This is a genomic window from Isoptericola aurantiacus, assembly GCF_044769875.1.
Lineage (GTDB): Bacteria > Actinomycetota > Actinomycetes > Actinomycetales > Cellulomonadaceae > Isoptericola > Isoptericola aurantiacus.
This window is the reverse complement of sequence record NZ_JBJBAE010000001.1, coordinates 1-18,779: the sequence shown is the minus strand read 5'-3', so window position 1 is coordinate 18,779 and position 18,779 is coordinate 1. Positions and strand designations below refer to the sequence as shown.

Genomic DNA, 18,779 nt, shown 5'->3' with positions numbered 1-18,779 from the left:
CGCCCCTGGGGCCGCCGGCGGATCCCGATGGAGGCCCTGCATGGCGAGTCCCGGTGCCGACAAGCCGAACATCCGGCAGGTCGCACAGCTCGCCGGCGTGTCGCACATGACCGTGTCGCGGGTGCTCAACGACCACCCGAACATCCGGGAGGCCACCCGGCGTCGCGTCGAGGAGGCCATCTCCGAGCTCGGCTACCGCCCGAGCATGACGGCCAGAGCCCTCGCCACCCAGCGCAGCCGTCGCATCGGCGTCCTCGTCGAGAGCGCGGTCACGTTCGGTCCGACCAGCACGCTCTACGCCGTCGAGTCCGCCGCTCGGGCCTCGGGCTACGAGGTCAGCTCGGTGCTCCTGCGCGCCGGCGAGGAGATCAGCCCGCAGGAGGCCGTCGACCACCTGATCACGCTGGGGATCGACGCCCTGTGCGTCGTCGCGCCCCGGTCGTCGTCGATCGCGGCGTTGCGCCGCATCGCCGTCGGTGTGCCCGTGCTCGTCGTCAAGCCCGACAAGGACCCGACGTTCCTCACCGTGACCGTCGACCAGCAGGCGGGCACGGTGCTGGCCGTCGACCATCTCGTCTCGCTCGGGCACCGCGACATCCTGCACCTGGCCGGACCGCTCGACTGGCTGGACGCCCGGACGCGCGAGCGGGCCTTCCACGCACGCTCGAAGTCGTGGGGGATCCGCGAACGCCCCATCGTGGTCGGCGACTGGACGGCGGACTTCGCCTACGACTTCGCCCGCGGGATCCGCGAGCTCCCGGACTACACGGCGATCTTCGTCGCGAACGACGACATGGCGGTGGGACTGATCCACGGGCTGCACGAGCGGGGGTACTCGGTGCCGGACGAGCTCAGCGTCGTCGGGTTCGACGACATCCCGCTGGCGCGTCACATCACCCCACCCCTGACCACCGTGCGGCAGAACTTCGACGCGCTCGGCGTCGCCGTCGTGGACGTCCTGCGGGCGGCGATCGAGGAACGCGAGATCCCCGACGTGACGCGGATCCCCGCCGAGATCGTCACGCGCGCCTCGAGCGCGCCGCCGAGGAAGGTCGACTGATGGGCACGCCGGTGGGACAGGTGGACCAGGTGGGTCAGGTGGCGCGGCCGGTCGTCGAGATGCACGGGATCACCGTGGAGTACTCGGGCGTGCGGGTCCTGGACGGCGCGGACCTGACGCTGCGCCCCGGTGAGGTGCACGCGCTCATGGGGGAGAACGGCGCCGGCAAGTCCACGCTCATCGGCGCCCTGACCGGGACGGTGCCGATCGTGGCGGGGGAGATCCTGCTCGACGGCGCCCCCCTGACGTCGGCGAGCGTGGCCCGGAGCCGCGCGGAAGGCATCGCGACCGTCTTCCAGGAGTCCCACCTGAGCCCGCACCTGTCCGTGGCCGAGAACATCATGATCGGGCACGAGGAGCGTGGGCGGTTCGGCATCAGGTGGGCGCGGAACCGGGAGCGTGCCTCGACGGCGCTGGCCACCCTGGGGATCGAGGACGTCGACCCGCGCACGCCGGTCGAGGAGCTGTCGCCCGCCACCAAGCAGCTGGTCGCGGTGGCCCGGGCGATCGTCCTGGAACCGCGGGTGCTCGTGCTCGACGAGCCCACCTCGAGCCTGGACGAGGCCGAGGCCGCACGCCTGCTCGGGGTGGTCCGCCGACTGCGTGACCAGGGCGTCGCGGTGCTGTTCGTCTCGCACTTCCTCGAGCAGGTCTTCGAGGTGAGCGACCGCATGACGGTGCTGCGGGGCGGTCGGGTCGTGGCGGAGTACCGCACGGCGCAGGTCGAGCGGGCCGAGCTGATCTCGAAGATGATCGGCGAGGACATCGGCGCGCTCCAGGCGCTGCACTCCGAGCGGCTCTCGCACCACTACGCGGAGTCGGGCCGGGTGACGCTGCGGGCCTCGTCCATCGGGCGGCGCGGGACGCTCGAGCCCACGGATCTCGACCTCACCCGGGGCGAGGTCGTCGGGTTCGCCGGCCTGCGCGGCTCCGGGCGGACGGAGCTCGCGCGGCTCATGAGCGGTGTGGAGCGCGCCGACCGGGGCGAGCTCTGGCTGGACGGCGCCCGGGTGCAGCTGCGCGGTCCCTCGGCCGCGCTGCGGCACCGGATCGCCGTGTCCAGCGAGAACCTGCGTCACGAGGGCATCGTCGCCGGGCTGACGGTGCGGGAGAACATCGTCCTGGCGCTGCAGGCGCTCCGCGGCTGGACGCGGCCCCTGTCCCGGGCCGAGCAGGAGGCGGTGGTCGACACCTACCTCGACGCGCTGCACCTGCGGCACGAGGATCTGGACCGCCCCGCCGGTGAGCTGTCGGGGGGCACCCAGCAGAAGGTGATGCTGGCACGCCTGCTGGCCACGCGGCCCCACGTCCTGATCCTCGACGAGCCGACGCGTGGCATCGACATCGGGGCCAAGCTCGACATCCAGCGCCGGGTGGCGAAGCTGGCCGGCGAGGGGGTCGCCGTCGTGTTCATCTCGTCGCAGCTCGAGGAGGTCGTGCGCCTCAGCGACCGGATCGTGGTCCTCAAGGACCGGGAGAAGATCGGCGAGCTGAGCAACGGTCCCGGCGTCACCGTGGACACCATCGTGGAGATGATCGCGGCCGAGCTGGACGGGTTCGGGCCCGGTCAGCAGGGCTGATACCCGCTGCCCGTCTGTCGGGGCGACGGTGTTACGGGATCGTGACGTCCAATCTCACCGCAGGACTTTAGTTACCGGTCACATCTCCGCTATGTTACCGATCACAACGCAAGTCTTGCCGGAGGGTCGACGTCGACCCGCCGACCGGAAGCACCGGTCGCCCGGCGTCTCGAGGAGGAGAAAAACATGGCACGCAGCACCTTCGTGCGGGGCACGGTCGCCGCGCTCTCGGCAGCAGCACTGTTCACGCTCGGCGCCTGCAGCAGCGAGCAGGCCCCGTCCGACGACAGCGGTGAGACCACGACCGACGACAGCGGCGACATGGCCGAGGGCGACGAGACGATCGCCATCGGCTTCTCGCAGGTCGGCGCCGAGTCCGGCTGGCGCGCGGCGAACACCAAGTCCATCCAGGACACCCTCACCGAGGAGAACGGCTTCGAGCTGAGCTTCTCCGACGCGCAGCAGAAGCAGGAGAACCAGATCCAGGCGCTGCGCTCGTACATCCAGCAGGGCGTGGACGTCCTCGCGTTCTCCCCGGTCGTCGAGACCGGCTGGGACGCCGTGCTCGAGGAGGCCAAGGCCGCCGACATCCCGGTGATCCTCACCGACCGCGCCGTGGACTCCGAGGACGACTCGCTCTACGAGTCCTTCATCGGGTCGGACTTCGTCCTCGAGGGCCAGACGGCCGGCGAGTGGGCCGTCGAGCAGTACGACGGCGAGGGCTACAAGATGGTCGAGCTGCAGGGCACGACGGGGTCGGCCCCGGCGATCGACCGCAAGGAGGGCTTCGCCTCCGCGATCGAGGGCAGCGACATCGAGATGCTCGACTCCCAGACGGGCAACTTCACCCGGACCGAGGGCAAGCAGGTCATGGAGGGCTTCCTGCAGAAGTACGACGACATCGACCTGGTGTTCGCGCACAACGACGACATGGGCCTGGGCGCCATCGAGGCGATCGAGGCCGCCGGTCTGACCCCGGGCGAGGACATCAAGATCATCACGATCGACGCGGTCAAGGACGGCATGCAGGCCCTGGCCGACGGCAAGATCAACTACATCGTCGAGTGCAACCCGCTGCTCGGGCCGGACCTGGCCGAGATCGCGCAGAAGGTCGTCGCCGGCGAGGAGGTCGAGAAGCGCATCGTGGTCGAGGACCAGGCGTTCGACCAGGAGGCCGCCGTCGAGGCCCTGCCCGACCGCCAGTACTGATCGACCCTCCGTGGCGGGCCGCGAGGCCCGCCACGGACCAGACCCGCGGCGGGGTGCGAGACTGAGCACCCCGCCGCGTTCCACGGAAGGTCAACGATGACGAGCTCTGCGAGTGCGGACCGGCCGGTCGTCGAGATGACGGGGATCTCCATCGAGTTCCCGGGCGTCAAGGCGCTCGACCAGGTCGACTTCCGGCTCTTCCCGGGAGAGGTGCACGCCCTCATGGGCGAGAACGGCGCCGGGAAGTCCACCCTCATCAAGGCGCTCACCGGCGTCTACGGCATCGACGCCGGCCAGATCGTGGTCGACGGCGAGGAGCACCGGTTCTCCGGCCCGGGCGAGGCCCAGGACGCGGGCGTCGCGACGGTCTACCAGGAGGTCAACCTCTGCGAGAACCTCACCGTCGCCGAGAACATCATGCTCGGTCACGAGCCGCGGCGGTTCGGAGCGATCGACTGGCGGGCCACCCGGCGTGCGGCCGCGCACCACCTGGCCACCATGGGCCTGGACATCGACCCCGCCTCGTCGCTCGGCTCGCACTCCATCGCCGTGCAGCAGCTCGTGGCGATCAGCCGCGCCATGGTCGTGGACGCCAAGGTGCTCATCCTCGACGAGCCGACCTCCAGCCTCGACGCCGACGAGGTCGCCCAGCTCTTCGCCGTCGTCCGGCGTCTGCGCGACCAGGGCGTGGCCGTGCTGTTCGTCTCCCACTTCATCGACCAGGTCTACGAGATCTCCGACCGGATGACGGTGCTGCGCAACGGTCAGCGCGTGGGCGAGTACCTCACGAAGGAGCTCGACCGGCTCGAGCTCGTCTCGACGATGATCGGGCGCTCGATGGACGTGCTCGACGACCTGCAGGTCTCCACGGAGCACGCCGTGGACGTCGAGCAGGGCGCCACCCCGTTCCTCCAGGCCGTGGGCCTGGGTCGCAAGGGGAGCGTGCAGCCGTTCGACCTCGACGTCTACGCCGGCGAGGTCGTCGGTCTGGCCGGTCTGCTCGGGTCCGGGCGCACCGAGGTCGCGCGGCTGCTGGCCGGCGCCGACCGCGCCGACTCCGGGACGATCACGATCGACGACGCACCGACCCGGTTGCGCAACCCGCGCTCCGCGATCGACCGCGGCATCGCGTTCTCCTCGGAGGACCGCAAGCTCGAGGGCGTCGTCGGCGACCTGACGGTGCGCGAGAACATCGTCCTCGGCCTGCAGGCCGGTCGGGGGTGGATGCGGCGGCTGCCCGGCAAGCAGGTCGACGAGATCGTCGAGAAGTACGTCGCGGCGCTCAACATCCGGCCCGCCAACCCGGACGCGCTGCTGCGCAACCTCTCGGGCGGCAACCAGCAGAAGGTCCTGCTGGCACGCTGGCTGGCCACCGCGCCCGAGCTGCTGATCCTCGACGAGCCGACCCGAGGGATCGACGTCGGCGCCAAGGCCGAGATCCAGCGCCTGGTCGCCGACCTCGCGGGCCGGGGGATGGCCGTCGTGTTCATCTCCGCCGAGCTCGAGGAGGTCCTGCGCCTCAGCCACCGGATCGCCGTGATGCGCGACCGCACCAAGGTCGCCGAGGTCAAGAACACCGAGGACGTCGGGGTCACCGACGTCGTCGAGCTCATCGCGAGCGGAGGGGGACACTGATGCCGACGTCCACGGCGGCGCCGACGCGCACCACCGAGGGTGGGCTGCGTCGCCTCACCCATCACGCACTCTTCTGGCCGGTCGTGGCGCTCGTCGCGCTGCTGGTGGCCAACACGGTCTACAGCCCGGACTTCCTGGCCGTCTCGGTGCTGAACGACCACCTCTTCGGCGCGCCGATCGACATCCTGCGCAACTCGGCGCCGCTGATGCTGGTGGCGCTGGGCATGACGCTGGTCATCGCCACCCGCGGCATCGACCTCTCGGTCGGGGCGGTCGTGGCCATCGCCGGGGCGCTGTCGCTCAGCTTCATCGCGACGTCGCCGGACCCGGGGGCGCTGTCGACGGTGCTGATCGCCATCGGCCTGGCGCTGGGACTCTCTCTGCTGCTGGGGGTGTGGAACGGGTTCCTCGTCTCCGTCGTGGGGATCCAGCCGATCATCGCCACGCTGATCCTCATGACGGCGGGCCGCGGCATCGCGATGCTCATCACCGAGGGGCAGATCACCACCGTCACCAGCGCACCGTTCAAGACGCTCGGTGCCGGGTTCTGGCTGGGGCTGCCGGCTGCGACGATCATCGCCTTCGGCGTGTACGCGCTCGTCGCCGCGATCACCCGGCGCACGGCGCTGGGCATGCTCGTGGAGTCCGTGGGCATCAACCCCTCGGCCAGCCGGCTGGCGGGCGTCAAGTCCCGCACCATCGTGTGGACGGTCTTCGCGCTGTCCGGGCTGTTCTCCGGCCTCGCCGGACTCATCCTGGCCTCGAACGTCATGGCGGCCGACGCCAACAACGCCGGCCTGTTCATCGAGCTCGACGCCATCCTCGCCGTCGTCATCGGCGGGACGTCGCTGCGGGGCGGCAAGTTCTCCCTGGCCGGCACGTTCGTCGGCGTCCTGATCATCACGACCCTCACCCTCACCGTCACCATCGTGGGCATCTCCCCGCTCGTGACCCCGCTGTTCAAGGCGCTGGTCGTGATCGCGGTGACGCTGCTGCAGTCGCCGACGGTGCGTGAGAAGCTCGCCGCCCGGGCCCGAGCCCGCGCGGCCCGTCCCGAGGAGGTGACCGCCTGATGTCCACGGCGACCCCGGAGAAGAAGTCGACCCGCTCCGGCGGGCCCAGCACGCCGCGTCCTCAGCGCGGTGGCCTCGGCGGGATCACCCGCCGGCTGCGGATCGACCGCCGCTACCAGCCGGTCCTGGGCACGTTCGTGGTGCTCGCGCTGATCCTGGCGATCGGCGGTGCCCGCTACGACAACTTCCTGTCGACCGGCGTGCTGGCGAACCTGTTCATCAACAACTCGTTCCTCATCGTGCTCGCGGTGGGCATGACGTTCGTGATCCTCACCGGTGGCATCGACCTGTCGGTGGGGGCGGTGCTCGCGCTGTCCGCGGTCAGCGCGGCCTACCTGCTCGACGCCGGGGTCCCGGTGGCCGTGGTCCTGCCGGGCGTGATCCTCATCGGCTCGATCATCGGGTTCCTCATCGGGATCATGGTCCACGTCTTCGACGTGCAGCCGTTCATCGCGACCCTGGCGGGGATGTTCTTCGCCCGTGGCCTGTGCTTCATCATCGCCCCGGAGTCGATCCCGATCACCGACGAGACGTTCGTCGCGATCGCCGGCTGGGACACGTGGATCGGCGGGCAGTGGCGGATGACCACGAGCGTGATCCTGTCGCTGGTGGTCGTGGCCGTCGCGTTCTACCTGCTGCACTACACGCAGTTCGGCCGCACGGTGTACGCGATCGGCGGCGGTGAGCAGTCGGCGAGGCTCATGGGTCTCCCGGTGGCCCGCACCAAGGTGCTGGTCTACGTCATCTCCGGCACCTGCGCCGGGCTGGGCGGGCTGCTCTTCGCGATGTACTCGCGGTCGGGGTACTCGTTGACCGGTGTGGCGATGGAGCTCGACGCGATCGCCGCCGTCGTCATCGGTGGCACGCTGCTCACGGGCGGGACCGGGTTCGTCCTGGGTTCCGTGCTCGGTGTGCTCGTGCTCGGTCTGATCCAGACGATCATCACCTTCGAGGGCACCCTGAGCTCGTGGTGGACCAAGATCTTCATCGGCGTCCTGCTGCTGATCTTCGTGGTGCTGCAGCGGGTGCTCACCCTGCGACGCACCTAGCGTCCCGGATCCCGGTCGTGCCCGCCGTGTCCGTCACGGTGCGGCGGGCACGACCTGTCCCTGTCCGCCCGACCTGAGGAGCACCGGTCGACGCTCACAGATTGTGAGCGCTAACAACCCCTGTCGACCTCGTCGACGAGAGCCGGCGCGACGACGCGCCGTCCAGCACGGACGCGGGCCGACCGGCCCGGGCCGTGAGATCCGGTACCGAGACACGCTCACCGAGGAGTAGTCACGATGTACAGAGCAGTACGACGATCAACGCCCGTGGCGTTGGCCCTGGCGCTGGCACTGCCCGCGTCGGCAGCCGTCGCCGCCCCGACCCTGACGGCGGGCTCCGCCGTCGTCCCGTCCGCCGTCGAGGTCGACGACGCCGACTACGACGCCTACGTCTTCCCGTACTTCGCCGGGGAGGGCGCCGACGGCGAGAAGATCTACCTGGCCGTCAGCGAGTCGGACGACCCGACGGCCTGGCAGACGCTCAACGACGGCGAGCCGATCCTCGAGTCCACGATGGGCACCGAGGGTCTGCGGGACCCGTTCCTCGTCCGGCACCCCGAGACCGGCATCTACTACCTCATCGCCACCGACCTGCAGATCTACGGCGGCGGCAACTTCGGTGACGCCCAGGAGACGGGCAGCCGGTCGATGATGGTCTGGTCCTCGCCTGACCTGATCACGTGGTCGGAGCAGACCGAGATCGAGCTGGCACCGGAGAACGCCGGGAACCTGTGGGCGCCGGAAGCGCACTGGGACGCCGACAGCGAGCAGTTCGTCGTCTACTGGGCCTCCGCGCTCTACCCGGACGACGTCGACCCCGCGGACCGCGACATCAACACCTCATACCAGCGCATGATGTACGCGACCACGCCCGACTTCACCGAGGGCAGCTTCTCGGAGCCGCAGGTGTGGATCGACATGGACCGGGGCGACGGCCGCGGCATGATCGACTCCACGGTCGCCGAGCTGCCGGACGGCGACGGCGGGAGCACCTACTACCGCTTCACCAAGGACGAGGCCGACTACACAGTGCGGGAGGAGTCCTCGCCGGACCTGTTCCGCACGCAGGGCGTCACCGAGGGTGACGGCTGGGACCTGATCGCCGAGCAGGTCGGCGTCGGCGAACCCAACCCCTGGGGCGGCACCTTCACCAACGGCGAGGGTCCGACGCTGTTCCCGTCCCTGGAGGACGACAGCTGGTACATGATGATCGACCAGCCGTCCTACCACGGGGGCGAGGGCTACATGCTCTTCCACACCGACGACCTCGCCTCGGGCGACTGGTCCTCGGTCCCCGACGTCGAGCTCCCGAGCAACCCGCGCCACGGCACGGTGCTGCCGATCACCGGCGACGAGCAGACCGCGCTGCTGGAGGCCTACCAGCCCGACCTCCTCGCCGAGGGCGTGACGCTCGACCGCTCCACGCTGAACCTCCGCGTCGGCGGCACGGGCACGCTGCGGGCGACCGTCACGCCGATCACGGCCGACGACCGCTCGGTGACCTGGTCGTCCGACGACGACGCGGTGGCGACGGTCGACGCCGCCGGCGTGGTCACCGCCGTCGCCGACGGTGCGGCCACGATCACGGCCACGTCGGCGTACGGCACGGCGAGCGCGACGGTGACGGTCTCCACGCCGACGGCGGCACCGCTGCCGGACGGTGCGTGGGTCGACCAGTTCGACGGTTCCGACCTGGACCCTCGCTGGACCATCGACCGTGAGGAGGCCTCGGCCTGGTCGCTCGGCGACGGGTCGCTGACGCTGCAGTCGCAGCCGGGGGACACCTACCAGGGCGACAACAGCTACGAGAACATCTTCCTCGTCGACGTCCCGGCCGGGGACTTCGTCGCCCAGACCTCGCTGGAGGCCACGCCGACGGCCGACTTCCAGGGCGCGGGCATCATGGCCTGGCAGGACGACGACAACTACGTGCGTGCGGGGTTGACCCACGCGTCGGTGTTCGCCGACGGCCCGGTCGGGATCGAGACGGGTACCGAGACCGGCGCCGCCTACGCGGCGACGTTCGCGGCCCGGGAGGGATCCACCGGGGAGACGCTCCGCATGGAGCGGTCCGGCGACGACTTCACCGTCTCCGTGTGGGACGACGTGGACTGGACCGAGGTGAGCACCACGACGCTCGCTCCGGACACCACGCAGATCGGGCTCTACGCACTCGCCGCGGGCAGCGCGCCCAGCCACGAGGTCGTCTTCGACTACTTCGCGCTCGTCGAGCCGGAGGGCGCCGACCTGGTCCCCGAGGGCGAGTTCACCCTGCAGGGCGCCGACGGCCGGTACCTGGTCGACGACGGCGGGCTGGCGCTCGTCGAGGACCGTCCGCTGAGCGTGACGAGCTTCGAGGCCACCGCCGCCGACGGCGAGGGGTCACCGGTCACGCTGGCCACCCCGGCCGGCCTGCCGCTCGTCCTGGACGGCGACCGGCTGACGGTCGGCGCCGAGGGTGCCGAGGCCGCCGTCGTGCGGCTCTCCGACGTGGGTGGCGGCAAGGTCGCCGTGCTGGTCGGGGACCAGGCGCTGGTCGAGGCGGCCGACGGTGTGCTCGCCCTCGGTGACGCCACCGATGCGGCCCGGCTCGTCGTCGTGCCCGTCTCGGTGACCGAGCACGAGCTGGCGATCGACACGGACGCCGAGCGCACGCAGATGAGCGACGACCTGTACGGCGCGTTCTACGAGGACATCAACTACGCGGCGGACGGCGGCCTGTACGCCGAGCTGGTCCGCAACCGGTCGTTCGAGTTCAACAGCTCGGACAACGGCTCGTTCACCGGACTGACCGGCTGGTCGAAGGTCGGCGGCGGCAGCATCGCCGTGGAGTCGCAGGAGTCCGAGTGGCTCAACGAGTCCAACCGGTTCTACCTGACGGTCGACTCCGACGGCACCACCGGCGTGTCCAACGCCTCGTACAACGAGGGCGTGGCGGTCGAGGACGGGGCGTCCTACGACGTCTCGGTCTGGGCGCGCACCGCGGCGGCACAGGACCTCACGGTCCGCGTGGTCTCCGCCGACGGCGGGACGACGTACGCGACCGGAACGATCGCCGTCGACGGCTCCGACGAGTGGAAGCAGTACGAGACCGAGCTGACGGTCACGGGGACGGCGAACGACGCCCGCTTCGAGGTCGTCTCCGGTGCCGAGGGCACGCTGCGCCTCGACATGGTGTCGCTGTTCCCGCAGGACACCTGGGTCGGGCCGGTCAACGGCAGGAGCCCGCTGCGCAAGGACCTGGCCGAGATGGTCGCCGAGCTGAACCCGCAGTTCCTGCGGTTCCCCGGCGGCTGCGTCACCAACGTCGGCACGTTCGACACCTACGTCGGCTCCGACGGTCAGGACCGCCGCCGGACCTACCAGTGGAAGGAGACCATCGGACCGGTCGAGGAGCGTCCGACCAACTGGAACTTCTGGGGCTACAACCAGTCCTACGGTATCGGCTACCTCGAGTACATGGAGTGGGCCGAGGACCTCGGCGCCACCCCGCTGCCCGTGGTGTCCGTGGGCGCCAACGGGTGCGGCTCGACCATCCCCGAGATGGTCGAGGGTGACGCCAACTTCGACCGCTGGGTCCAGGACACCGTGGACCTCGTGGAGTTCGCCAAGGGTGACCTCGACACCGAATGGGGCGCCGTGCGCGCCGAGCTCGGTCACCCCGAGCCCTTCGACCTGCGGTACATCGGTCTGGGCAACGAGGAGAACACCGCCACGTTCCAGGCGAACTTCCCGGCCTTCCGGGACGCCGTCGAGGCGGCCAGCGCCGAGCACGGGTGGGACGTCACGATCATCTCGAACTCGGGTCCGGACGACACCGGCGCCCGGTTCGACGAGCTGTGGGAGTTCAACCGCGAGCAGGGTGTCGACATGGTCGACGAGCACTACTACAACGACCCGTCGTGGTTCCTGCAGAACACCGAGCGGTACGACTCCTACGACCGCGAGGGTCCGCACGTGTTCCTCGGTGAGTACGCCTCGCGCGGCAACACCTGGGGCAACGCCCTGGCCGAGGCGGCGTACATGACGGGTCTGGAGCGCAACTCCGACCTGGTCGAGCTCGCCTCCTACGCACCGATGTTCGCCAACGAGGACTACGTCCAGTGGTCCCCGGACATGATGTGGTTCGACAACGACGAGTCCTGGGGCTCGGTCAACTACTGGAACCAGCACCTGTTCATGAACAACGTCGGTGACGAGGTGGTGCCGAGCACGCACTCCGGCCCGACGGCGGAGGGGAACGGCCCGCTCGACGGCGGCGTCTTCCTGTCGACCTGGGCCACCCAGGCGGCGTACGACGACGTCGTCGTGACGGACAACGAGTCCGGCGAGGAGCTGTTCTCCGACTCCTTCGAGGACGCCTCGGGCTGGTCGCCCGTGGCCGGCTCGTGGGCCGTCACCGGTGGTGAGTACGTCCAGTCCGGCACGGCGAACGACGCCCGCAGCGTGCCCACGGGCGCCTACGACGTCGACTGGTCGAACTACACCCTCGAGCTCGACGCCCGGAAGACTGGCGGGAACGAGGGCTTCCTCGTCGGCTTCGCCGCCGGGGGCGCCAACGACTACTACTGGTGGAACCTCGGGGGGTGGAACAACTCGCGTTCCGTCCTCCAGCGGGCCGACGGCGGGTCCGCCGCCGAGGTCGCGGCCCTCGAGGGCGAGTCCGTCGCCACGGGGCAGGACTACCACGTCAAGGTCGTGGTCGACGGTCGCACCATCGAGCTCTACCTCGACGGCGAGCTGCAGATGACCTACACCGAACCGGCCGAGAAGTCGCTCTACCAGGTCGTCACCCACGACGACGACACGGGCGAGCTGATCGTCAAGGTCGTCAACCCGGGGGCTTCGGTCGCTCGCACCGCGGTGGACGTCACCGGCGCGTTCGAGGTGGGCGCCGACGTGGCGGTCACGGAGATCGTCGCCGACCCGTCGGCGACCAACACCAAGGCCGACAAGACCCACGTGGTCCCGGTCGAGCGGTCGTGGGACGGCGGGGCGAACCAGTTCACCTACGACTTCCCGGCCTCCTCGGTGACGTTCCTGCGTCTCGCCGAGGCCGAGGACGAGCTGATCGAGGTGACGCCGGTGGCGCCGACCTGGACCGACGAGTGCGGTCCGGGGAACGTCACGGGTGCTCCGCTGCCCGTCGTCGAGGGCGTCGAGTACGTCGAGACGCGCAAGAACGACGGCGGGGTGAAGGTGGTGGCGACGCCGCTGCCGGGTTACGTCCTGTCGGACAAGCCGTCGTCGACGAAGAACCCGGAGTCGTGGACCTGGACCAAGGGTGACTCGGACGAGGCGTGCTTGCCGGTCTGGGACGCTTCGACGGTGTACACCGCGGGTGACCGGGTGACGTTCGAGGGGTCGGTGTTCGAGGCGACCTGGTGGACGCGTGGCGACGAGCCGGGTGCTTCGCCGTACTCGTCGTGGCAGGAGATCGCCGAGACCGCTGAGGGCGTCGCGGTGTGGACGCCGTCGCGGATCTTCACCGCGGGTGACGTCGTCGTCCACGACGGGGTGACCTACACGGCCAAGTGGTGGACCCGCAACCAGGAGCCGGGCACCGGCCAAGGGGGTCCGTGGGCCGTGGTGGACACGACGGCGCCGACGGCGACCGTGAAGTCGGGCCAGAAGTTCACGGTGGGTGCGGACGGCACGTACTCGCTGGTGAGCTTCAAGCTCCATGACGAGGGCAAGATCGACAAGGTCGTGCTCAACGGCACGGAGAAGAACCTCAGCGACAACGTGTGGTCGGATCTCAACTTCGTGAAGCCGGGCGTGTTCGGCGGAGTCGAGGGGGAGAACACGCTCGTGGTCCACGACGTGGCGGGCAACACCGCCACCGTCGAGTTCACGCTTGAGGTCGCCGCGGACTGACCGTGTCCTGAGGAGCGTCGAGCGTCTCTGTTCTCGTCCGGTCAGCACCTGATCCGGCTGGAACAGAGACGCTCGACGCTCCTTGTCCCGGCGGGTGTGTTCGCTTCTGATCATCGCTTCCGCCGCACGAATGGCCCTGTTAGCGTTAACAACGAGTGTCCGACGACGGACACGAGGTACCGGCACAGGCCGCCGGGCCACGACGACGAGGAGTCACCGATGACCTCACGCCCCGTACCACCAGGACGCCCTCCGGCCCCGGGCCGGCTGAGGAACCGCACGCTCGCCGGAGCTCTGAGCCTCGCCCTCCTGGGTGCGCTCGTGCCCGCCGCAGCGACCGCCGCCGAGCCCAGCGACGACGGGCTGGTCGCCTGGTACCCGCTCGACGGCGACACCGCCGACGCCAGCGGCCACGGCCTGGACGGCACGGTCGACGGCACCGCCGACTGGGACGGCCTCGGCCTCGGTTTCGACGGCGGCACGGCCGTGGACCTGCCCGACGACATGGTCGCGGACCTCACCGACGTCACCGTCGCCGCCGACGTCTGGATCGACCCGGCCCTGTCCGGCAACTACTTCCTCTACACCTTCGGCAACACCGCCGTCGGCAGCCCGCAGTCCGGCGACGGCTACCTGTTCAGCACGGGCGACTCCGCCTACCGGGCCACGATCTCCGACGCCGCGTGGGGCGCCGAGCAGAACACCCGCGCGGGCTCCGCGCTCCCGCGGGGGAGCTGGGTCCACGTCGCCTTCACCTTGAGCGACGGCACGGGCACGCTCTACCAGGACGGCGACGTCGTGGCGACCAACGACGCCATCACCCTGACGCCGGCGGACCTCGGCGCCGGGTCGACGACGCGGAACGCCCTGGGCCGGTCCGCCTACGACGCCGACGGCCTCTTCGAGGGCCGCATGAAGGACTTCCGGCTCTACGACCGCGCGCTGACCGGGACCGAGGTCACCGACCTGGTCATCGCCGACGCCGCCCCGGTCCTGGCCGCCGACGTCGAGGCCCTCGACCTGGGTGACGTCTCGGCCGTCCAGGACGACCTGGACCTGCCCGACACCGCTCCCGGAGGCTCGGCGGTGACCTGGGCGAGCTCCGACCCGTCCGTGCTCGGTGCCGACGGCACCTACGGCGCTCCGGACACGACGACGGACGTCACCCTGACGGCCACGCTCGACAGCCGCGGTGCGACGGCGACGAAGGACATCACCGCCACGGTGCTGCCGCCGGCGGACGACGCCCAGCGCGCCCAGGCGGCGGCCGACGCCCTGGAGGTGACGAACCTCGACGACGTGCGCGGCAACCTCACGTTGCCCACCTCCGGGGCCGGCGGTGCCGAGGTCACCTGGGCCACGGCGTCGGACACCATCACGCCCACCGGCGAGGTCACGCGTCCCGCCCACGGCGAGGACGCGCAGGACGTCGAGCTGACGGCGACCGTCACCGTCGGGGAGGCTTCCGCGCAGCGCACGTTCGCGGCGCACGTCCCGGCGCTCCCCGTGGTCGAGGACTACGAGGGCTATCTGTTCTCCTACTTCATCGGCGAGGGCTACGCCGACGGCGAGCAGGTCTACTTCGGCCTCAGCCAGGGCAACGACCCCCTGAAGTACCAGAACCTCAACGACAACGAGCCCGTGCTGACCTCCGAGCTCGGTGAGGAGGGCCTGCGGGACCCGTTCATCATCCGCTCCCCGGAGGGCGACAAGTTCTACCAGATCGCCACCGACCTGCGGATCTACGACGGCAACGGCTGGGACGCGGCGCAGCGGCAGGGGTCGCGCTCCATCATGGTGTGGGAGTCCACCGACCTGGTGCACTGGACCGACCAGCGCCTCGTCGAGGTCTCGCCCGAGACCGCCGGCAACACCTGGGCCCCCGAGGCGTACTACGACGAGTCGATCGGCGCCTACGTCGTGTTCTGGGCCTCGAAGCTCTACGCCGAGGACGACCCGGGCCACACCGGCGACTCGTACAACCGCATGATGTACGCCACCACGCGCGACTTCGTGACGTTCACCGAGCCGCAGGTCTGGATCGACCCCGGCTACTCCGTCATCGACTCCACCGTCACGCTGCACGACGGCGAGTACTACCGCTTCACCAAGGACGAGCGGAACAACACCTCGTCCACGCCGTGCTCGAAGTTCATCACCGCCGAGAAGTCCACCGAGCTGCGCGGAGGCGACTACGAGTTCGTCACCGACTGCATCGGCAAGGCCAACTCGCTCTCCGACGGCATCGACCGCGGAGAAGGACCCACCATCTTCAAGTCGAACACCGAGGAGAGGTGGTACCTGTTCATCGACGAGTTCGGCGGCCGGGGCTACGTCCCGTTCGAGACGACCGACCTGGACGCCGCCGAGTGGGTCCGGTCGAGCGACTACGAGATGCCGTCGCGCCCGCGCCACGGGACCGTGCTGCCGGTGACGCAGGACGAGTACGACCGGCTGCTGCGCCAGTACCAGCCGGACGCCGTCGTGGAGTCCGTCGACGACGTCGAGCTCACCGTGCAGGTGGGTGACGCCCCGGTGCTGCCCGCGCAGGTGTCCGTCACCTACGCCGACGGGTCTGCCGGCTCGCTGGCCGTGACCTGGGACGACGTCGACCCGGCGGACTACGCGGCGGCCGGGACGTTCGAGGTCGCCGGCACCCTGGCCCAGGGCGTCTCGCTCCCGGCCCGCGCCGTGGTGACGGTGACCGACGAGCCGGTCGCCGTCGAGGACCTCCGGGTCTCGCCGGAGGCTCTCGAGCTGGCCGTCGGTGGTGAGCGGACGATGACGGCGACCGTGATCCCGGCGAACGCGAGCGCCCGGCAGGTCTCGTGGACCTCGGCGGACACGTCGGTCGCCACGGTCGACGCGGACGGCGTCGTCACCGGGGTCGCCGCCGGCTCGGCCGTGGTCACGGCGACGACGGCGGACTCCACGTTCAGCGTGGACGTGCCGGTCACCGTGACCACCGACATCCCCGGGCTGGTGGTGCGGTACCCGCTGGACGAGACGACCGGCACGACGGCGGCCAACACCGCGCCGGGCAGTGCGTTCGGCGCGGCGAGCCTCGAGAACGGGGCGTCGTTCACCGGCGAGGGCGTGGCCCTCGACGGGACCGACGACTTCGTCGACCTGCCGGACGACCTGCTGTCCGGCGTCGAGGACGTGACCGTCGCCCTGGACGTGCGGATCGACGACTCGCAGTCCTCGCCGTACTTCGTCTACGGCCTGGGGAACTCCAGCGGTTCGGCCGGCGACGGGTACCTGTTCACCACCGGGAACGCCTACCGGACCTCGATCGCGACGGGCAACTGGACCACCGAGCAGACGGTGACCAAGGGGTCGAACCTCGACCGCGGGGTGTGGAAGCACCTGGCGTACACGCTCGAGGGTGACACCGCGGTCCTCTACGAGGACGGCGTGGAGGTCGCGCGGCAGACCGGCGTCACGATCGATCCGGGCGACATCGGCGACGGTTCGACCGCCGCCAACTACCTCGGGCGCTCGCTGTACTCCGGCGACAACACCCTGTCCGGCGACGTCGCCGACTTCCGGATCTACGACCGGGCGCTGAGCGCCGAGGAGGTCGCGTCGATCGGCGTCGACCACACGGGCGTGTCGGGGGTCGGGCTCGACGAGCTCAAGGTCGACGCGATCGTCGACGCCGCGAGCAGCACGGTGACGCTCCCGGTGGTGCCGGGCACCGACCTGTCGGCCCTCGCGCCGACGCTGCAGGTCGCGGACGGGACCGAGGTGGCGCCGTCGAACGGGTCGGTGCAGGACTTCACCGACCCGGTCGAGTACACCCTGACCGGGCCGGACGGGTCGCAGCGGACGTGGACGCTCCGCGCCGTCGAGATGCGCAGCCCGGTGCTCCCGGGGTACTACGCGGACCCGAACATCGCCCAGTTCGGTGACACGTTCTACCTCTACGCCACCTCCGACGGGTACTCCGGGTGGGGTGGTCAGGAGTTCTTCGTGTGGACGTCGCAGAACCTCGTGGACTGGGAGCGGTCGGACGAACCGTTCCTGACCCTGGACGGGGCGGACGGGGATGTCCCGTGGGCCACGGGCAACGCCTGGGCGCCGACCATCACGGAGCGGGACGGGAAGTACTACTTCTACTTCTCGGGTCAGAACCCCGACTACGGGCACAAGACCATCGGCGTCGCCGTCGCGGACGACCCGGCCGGGCCGTTCACCGCCGAGCCCGAGGCGATGATCACCAACACCGAGGACGTCACCTCGGGTCAGGCAATCGACCCCGCGACGTTCCGGGACCCCGAGACCGGGAAGTACTACCTGTTCTGGGGCAACGGGTCGCCGGTGTACGCCGAGCTGAGCGACGACATGCGCTCCGTGAAGGCGGACACGATCACCCGGATCGAGGGCCTGCAGAACTTCCGTGAGGGGCTGTTCGTCAACTACCGCGACGGGCAGTATCACCTGACCTACTCGATCGACGACACCGGGTCGGAGAACTACCGGGTCGGGTACGCGACGTCGGAGAGCGTCGACGGGCCGTGGACCTACCAGGGCGTGATCCTGTCCAAGGACACCTCCCAGGGTCTCCTCGGCACGGGGCACAGCTCGATCCTCAACGTCTCGGGCACCGACGACTGGTACATCGCCTACCACCGGTTCGCGATCCCGGGCGGCGACGGCACCCACCGCGAGACCACGATCGACCGGCTGACGTTCGGCGAGGACGGGCTCATCGAGCCGGTCGTGCCGACGCTGACCAGCGTGGACCCGGTGGACCTCACCGAACCGCTGGTGGAGGTGACGCCGGTGCGTCCGACGTGGACCGATGAGTGTGGTCCGGCGAACGTCACGGGTGCTCCGCTTCCTGAGGTGGAGGGCGTGGAGTACGTCGAGTCCCGCAAGAAGGATGGCGGGGTGAAGGTGGTGGCGACGCCGCTGGAGGGGTACGTCCTGAGCGACAAGCCGTCGGTGACGAAGAACCCGGAGTCGTGGACGTGGACGAAGGGTGACTCGGGTGAGGAGTGCCCGCCGGAGTATCCGGTGTGGGACGCCTCGACGGTGTACACCGCGGGTGACCGCGTGTCGTTCGAGGGTGCGGTGTTCGAGGCGACGTGGTGGACGCGTGGCGACGAGCCGGGTGCTTCGCCGTACTCGTCGTGGCAGGAGATCGCCGAGACCTCGGACGGGGTGGCGGTGTGGACGCCGTCGCGGATCTTCACCGCGGGTGACGTGGTGGTCCATGACGGGGTGACGTACACGGCCCAGTGGTGGACGCGGAACCAGGAGCCGGGCACCTCGTCGTGGGGTCCGTGGC

8 protein-coding genes are annotated in these 18,779 nt (G+C 70.1%); all 8 read left to right on the top strand.

Annotation, left to right across the window (positions count from 1 at the left end; all coding sequences use genetic code 11):
* Positions 1 to 40 precede the first annotated feature (40 nt).
* On the top strand, positions 41 to 1,060 hold the full coding sequence (locus ACIQLL_RS00040; protein ID WP_402461534.1) for a LacI family DNA-binding transcriptional regulator: 1,020 nt from the start codon (positions 41 to 43) through the stop codon (positions 1,058 to 1,060).
* A complete protein-coding gene (locus ACIQLL_RS00035) occupies positions 1,060 to 2,640 on the top strand; it encodes a sugar ABC transporter ATP-binding protein (RefSeq protein WP_402461532.1) in 1,581 nt (526 codons plus the stop codon). Before ACIQLL_RS00040 ends, ACIQLL_RS00035 begins: the two co-directional genes overlap by 1 nt.
* Positions 2,641 to 2,826: 186 nt before the next feature.
* On the top strand, positions 2,827 to 3,849 hold the full coding sequence (locus ACIQLL_RS00030) for an ABC transporter substrate-binding protein (RefSeq protein ID WP_402461529.1): 1,023 nt from the start codon (positions 2,827 to 2,829) through the stop codon (positions 3,847 to 3,849).
* Between the two features lie 96 nt (positions 3,850 to 3,945).
* Positions 3,946 to 5,484, top strand: coding sequence for a sugar ABC transporter ATP-binding protein (locus tag ACIQLL_RS00025; protein WP_402461526.1), 1,539 nt, complete (start codon positions 3,946 to 3,948; stop codon positions 5,482 to 5,484).
* A complete protein-coding gene (locus ACIQLL_RS00020; RefSeq protein WP_402461523.1) occupies positions 5,484 to 6,557 on the top strand; it encodes an ABC transporter permease in 1,074 nt (357 codons plus the stop codon). Before ACIQLL_RS00025 ends, ACIQLL_RS00020 begins: the two co-directional genes overlap by 1 nt.
* The gene (gene yjfF, locus ACIQLL_RS00015; protein WP_402461520.1) at positions 6,557 to 7,606 is read left to right on the top strand and encodes a galactofuranose ABC transporter, permease protein YjfF; all 1,050 of its coding nucleotides are present in this window, start codon (positions 6,557 to 6,559) and stop codon (positions 7,604 to 7,606) included. Before ACIQLL_RS00020 ends, yjfF begins: the two co-directional genes overlap by 1 nt.
* A 267-nt stretch (positions 7,607 to 7,873) precedes the next feature.
* Positions 7,874 to 13,483 (top strand): alpha-L-arabinofuranosidase C-terminal domain-containing protein, encoded by a 5,610-nt coding sequence (locus ACIQLL_RS00010; RefSeq protein ID WP_402461518.1) that lies wholly within the window; start codon positions 7,874 to 7,876, stop codon positions 13,481 to 13,483.
* Positions 13,484 to 13,702: 219 nt separating this feature from the next.
* On the top strand, positions 13,703 to 18,779 hold a 5,077-nt coding region (locus tag ACIQLL_RS00005), incomplete at its 3' end, for a family 43 glycosylhydrolase (protein ID WP_402461516.1).